The sequence below is a fragment of the Microbacterium sp. HMWF026 genome (assembly GCF_003061325.1).
In the GTDB taxonomy this organism is placed as follows: Bacteria; Actinomycetota; Actinomycetes; order Actinomycetales; family Microbacteriaceae; genus Microbacterium; species Microbacterium testaceum_E.
The window spans coordinates 1-4,381 of sequence record NZ_QAJB01000427.1 but is presented as its reverse complement, the minus strand read 5'-3'; the positions used below and the strand labels follow the sequence as shown (position 1 = coordinate 4,381).

4 protein-coding genes and 1 pseudogene are annotated in these 4,381 nt (G+C 71.1%); 2 read left to right on the top strand and 3 right to left on the bottom strand.

Annotated features, from left to right (window positions below; translation table 11 throughout):
* Window positions 1–120: 120 nt before the first annotated feature.
* Both DBR36_RS15520 and DBR36_RS15515 read left to right on the top strand, forming a co-directional pair.
* Window positions 121–516, top strand: a complete 396-nt coding sequence (locus tag DBR36_RS15520) for a hypothetical protein (protein ID WP_108320619.1) — start codon at window positions 121–123, stop codon at window positions 514–516.
* A gap of 29 nt (window positions 517–545) precedes the next feature.
* Window positions 546–1,124 carry an isochorismatase family protein gene (locus DBR36_RS15515; RefSeq protein WP_108320618.1) on the top strand — a complete coding sequence of 193 codons (579 nt, stop codon included), beginning with the start codon at window positions 546–548 and terminating at the stop codon, window positions 1,122–1,124.
* A gap of 113 nt (window positions 1,125–1,237) precedes the next feature.
* Here the strand turns inward: DBR36_RS15515 and DBR36_RS15510 are convergent, their stop codons facing one another.
* From DBR36_RS15510 to DBR36_RS15500, 3 genes and pseudogenes are all read right to left on the bottom strand, one after another.
* Window positions 1,238–2,341: an ATP-binding protein gene (locus DBR36_RS15510; RefSeq protein ID WP_108320617.1), complete on the bottom strand. Its 1,104-nt coding sequence runs from the start codon at window positions 2,339–2,341 to the stop codon at window positions 1,238–1,240.
* A gap of 159 nt (window positions 2,342–2,500) precedes the next feature.
* A complete protein-coding gene (locus DBR36_RS15505) occupies window positions 2,501–4,090 on the bottom strand; it encodes a molybdopterin-dependent oxidoreductase (RefSeq protein ID WP_108320616.1) in 1,590 nt (529 codons plus the stop codon).
* Window positions 4,091–4,131: 41 nt separating this feature from the next.
* Window positions 4,132–4,381, bottom strand: a pseudogene (locus tag DBR36_RS15500) (DMT family transporter); the annotation flags it as partial.

Below are 4,381 nucleotides of genomic sequence, written 5' to 3'. Positions count from 1 at the left end.
CTCCCACTCCACCCCCGTCGGTGTTCCCGGGCCCTCCCATCGACCCCGGTAAGCTGGTGCCGCCCCGGCCCGCCCTCGCGCGACGGCCCGTCAACCGCCCGCTACCCGCTGGAGCTGCCCGTGTCGAACGCTCTCGATGCCCTCATCGAGATCTTCACGTGGGTGGGGCTTGGCGGAGGCTCTCTGCTCGCGCTCGTGGCCGTCGTCCTGCTGTTGGCCGACGGCACGTGGATGCCGGCGCGCGCGGTGGTCGAGGACGTCGAGGGTGGCCGCGTGGTGCGCTGGTTCGACGACGACGGGGGAGTGAACGAGGCGCCCTTGTCCGCGCACGACGATGAGAAGATCGGCCGTGCCGACATGGCCGACATCTTCTACCGTCGCGGTACGGCGCACCGGATGCGCTTGACGCGCTCCTCGCCGGGTGTGCGCTTCGTGTCGCTTCTCGCCGCGGGCGTGCTGGGTCTCGGTGCCGTGGCCTTCGTCGTCTCGATCGTGCTGTTGTTCGCGCGAGGATGAGACCGACCGTTCGCGTCTAGGCTCGACGCATGACCCGCGCGCTGTTCATCGTCGACGTCCAGAACGATTTCACTGAACGGGGCGCCCTGGGCGTCGAGGGCGGCGACGCCGTCGCCGAGCGGATCTCGCGGTACCTCGACGATCACGCCGACGAGTATGCGGTCATCGTCGCCTCGCGCGATTGGCATCACGGCGACGACGACAACGGCGGCCATTTCTCGGCCACCCCCGACTTCGTCGATTCGTGGCCCGTGCACTGCGTCGGCGGCACGTACGGAGCCGCGTACGACGACGTCTTCGACACCTCCCGCGTCACCCACCACCTCAAGAAGGGGCAGGGGCGACCGGCCTACTCGCTCTTTGAGGGGGTGTCCGACGACGGCCAGACGGCCGCATCGATCCTCGATGAGCACGGCATCCTCGACATCGACATCGTCGGGATCGCGACGGATTACTGCGTGCGGGCCTCCACCCTCGACGCGGTGGCGGCTCAGCGACGCGTCCGCGTCCTTACGGACCTCATCGCGGGCGTGCACCCCGAATCGAGCGCGGCCGCTCTACGCGAGATCGAGCAGGCGGGCGCGACCCTCACCACGTCCGGGGCCTGACCGCGCGCCTCAGACGTGAACGCGGTCGAGCTGTCGCCGACGCGCCCGAGCGGCCTCAGCCCGCGGTGCAGTCACCGGCGCGGCTGAGCGGTCGCCGACGTGCCCGAGGCGCTTCAGTCCGCGACCTCGTCGTCGGCTCGCGGGATGGAGAGCACGACGGTCGTCCCCTCGCCCAGCGTGCTGTGAATGCGCAGCGTGCCGCCGTGCGCGGACACGATCTGCTGGACGCTGGCGAGTCCGATCCCGCGTCCCCCGTCGCCGTCGTCGGCGAGGCGTCCGCGGTGGCCCTCCTGGGTGATCGAGGCGAGGTCGTCGGGATGGATACCGCGGCCGTGGTCGCGCACGCGGACGGCGGCGCCCTCGTCGGTCTCGAAGGCGTCGACCTCGATGACGTCGTCCGAGTACTTCGCCGCGTTCTCGAGCACGTTGGCGATCGCGCGACGCAGGCCCAGGACGTCGCCGAGGATGGCGACGGCATCCATCTGTCCGAATCGCACCCGACCGAGGTCGCCCGGCAGCACGACCGCGACGGCTCCCCGCGCGATGAGATCGAGGGTGGCGCGTCGCCGCCCGCGCTCGGCGGTGCTGTCCACGTCGCTCATCAGCGCCTGCGCCATGGCGATGATGTGGTCGCTCGCCTCTCCGGCGAGTCGCAGCAGGCGGTGATCCGGGGGCAGTTCCTCGCCGATCAGGTCGAGATAGCCGCGCAGGGCGGTGACCGGTGACAGCAGGTCGTGCGCGAAGGTGCGCTGCAGAGCGGCCCGCTCGTCGGCGGCCTGCTTCTCGCTCGTGAGGTCGCGCACGATCTTCACGAACCCCTGCACCTGGCCTTCGCCGTTGCGGATCGCCGAGATGGTCACGCGCGCCCAGAATTCCGTTCCGTCGCGGCGGACGCGCCAGCCGGTGTCCTCGACGTGCCCGTCGCGCTGGGCGGCGGCGAGCAGCTGATCGGGCAGTCCGCGTCGCTGGGCCTCGGCGCGGTAGAACCGCGAGAAGTGCGAGCCGATGATCTCGTCCTCGGTGTACCCCTTGATCCGTTCGGCGCCGTGGTTCCACCCGCGCACGAAACCACCGCCGTCGAGCTTGACGATCGCGAATAGGTCCACCTGATCGTCCCAGTCGCGGGGGATGGAGCGGCGGATGCTGGCCAGCGGGTGCGGGGCCTCCGCGCCCCGCGCGGCCGTGGGGGGCGTCGGCTCATCGGGCACCGTGGTCATTCGAGACCACCGTTCGGGCGGGTGGTGCGTGCGACAGGCATACAGCGATCATGCCCCTCGGATGCCGCGCGGGTCGAGCGATTGACAGCGCGACCACCGCAGACGCGACGACGCGCGCCCTCCCTGAGAAGGACGCGCGTCGTCGGCAGCGGTCGGTCGTCAGCTCGAGACGGTGACCAGGGTGCGCTGCCAGCCGCTCGAGCCGTCGGGCGCGATCGGCGCCTGCTGCTCGATCTGCAGGTTGCCCTGCTTGTCGGTGGCGCGCACGGCGATGTAGTGGCTGCCGGCCTCGGCGTTCCAGTCGAAGCGCCATTGCACCCACGACTGGTCGTTGATGGGGTTCGACAGCTGGGTCTCCTGCCAATCGCCGTTGTCGATACGCACTTCGACCTTCTGCACGCCGACGGGCTGAGCCCAGGCCATGCCCGCGATGGTCACGGTGCCCGCGGCGACGGGGGTGCCGATCTTGGGAGTGTCCACGCGCGACGACAGCTTGATGGGCGCCTGCGCCGCGTAGCCGCGGGGCGTCCAATAGGCCTCGTCCTTGTCGAAACGGGTGACGGTGAGCTTGGTGACCCACTTGGTCGCCGAGACGTAGCCGTACAGGCCGGGGACCACCATGCGCACGGGGAAGCCGTGCTCGAAGGGGAGCGGCTCGCCGTTCATGGCCACCGCGAAGATCGCGTCGAGGTTGTCGTCCACCAGCGCCGAGAGGGGGGTGGATGCCGTGTACCCGTCGACGCTCTCGGAGAGCACCATGTCGGCGTCGGCCTGCGGTCCCGCCATGCGCAGGATGTCGCGGATGGGGACACCGGTCCAGATGGCGTTTCCGACCAGATCGCCGCCGACCTCGTTCGACACGCACGTGAGGGTCACGCCGTACTCGTCGAGGCCGCGGTTGACGAGGTCGTCGAAGCTCAGCTCGATGGGGGTGTCGACCATGCCGTCGATCTGCAGACGCCAGGTGGTGGGGTCGACGTTCGGCACCGTGAGGGCGGTGTCGACGCGGTAGAAGTCGCTGTTGGGGGTGATGATCGGGCTCAGGCCCTCGATCTCCCAGTTAGCGCCGTCGGGGACGGTGACGGTGCGGCGGGCCGACGGCAGGCGCAGGGCGTCGCGGGCCGCGGCGACCGACGAGGTGGTGGCGTTGAGCACGCGGGCGCCGACACCGACGACGACGGCGCCGAGTGCGGTCAGACCGGTGAACAGCAGGAACTGGCGGCGGTCCGTTCCGGCGGTCTCGCCGTCGCGGTTCCGGGCGGCTCCGATCCAGCGCTTCAGGCGCCCGATCGCCAGCACCAGCACGGCGACGCCGGCGATGGTGCCGACCACCGGCGGCAGCCACGACAGGGCGCCCGCTCCCGCGCGCGTGATGATCGCGGCGGTGGCGAGGATGCCGCCGATGCCCAGCAGGACCGCCCCGACGAAACGGAAGCGGTACTCGAGCACACCGGCGACGGCGGCGGCGACGGCGGCACCGAGGCCCACACCGACGAGCAGGGCGATCTTGTCGGACTCGCCGAAGAGCGTGATCGCCAGCTCCTTCAGCGGGCGGGGCACGATGTCGACGATGAACGAGCCGACGGCCAGGACCGGGCTCGCGGATCGCGCGAACAGCGCCGCGAGAAGTTCGGCCACGGCGAGCAGCGCGGCGGCCGCGACGATGCCGGCCAGCGCGGCCCAGGGCCACGCGTGCGGCTTGCGCGTCGTGGTCGTGTCGGTGGCCCGTGCCCGGGTGTCGGTCGTCATGGCATCCCTCGCTCCTGGGGGCACGCGCGCGTGCTCCCGTCTCACCTTATGTTCGGAGCGGGAGGGGGATCGGATGCCGGGATCCCCTCGTTCCGCGCCGCCTGCGTCGCGCCCGCGGGCGCCAGCGCGAACGCGGCCACACCGGTCGCGATGAGTGCCAGCGCGATCGCGAGTCCGGGGGTGAGCGGCTCGGCTAGCAGCGGGACCGCGAGGAGCGCTGTGAGGACCGGGCTGAGCGCTCCGGCGGCGGCGGGGATGCTGCTGCCTAGGTGCTTCACGGCGACCACGTAG

Excerpts from the sequence above, each read along its gene's own strand:
- DBR36_RS15515 (WP_108320618.1), top strand. The coding sequence starts at position 546 with ATGACCCGCGCGCTGTTCATCGTCGACGTCCAGAACGATTTCACTGAA.
- DBR36_RS15510 (WP_108320617.1), bottom strand. The coding sequence starts at position 2,341 with ATGACCACGGTGCCCGATGAGCCGACGCCCCCCACGGCCGCGCGGGGC.
- DBR36_RS15505 (WP_108320616.1), bottom strand. The coding sequence starts at position 4,090 with ATGACGACCGACACCCGGGCACGGGCCACCGACACGACCACGACGCGC.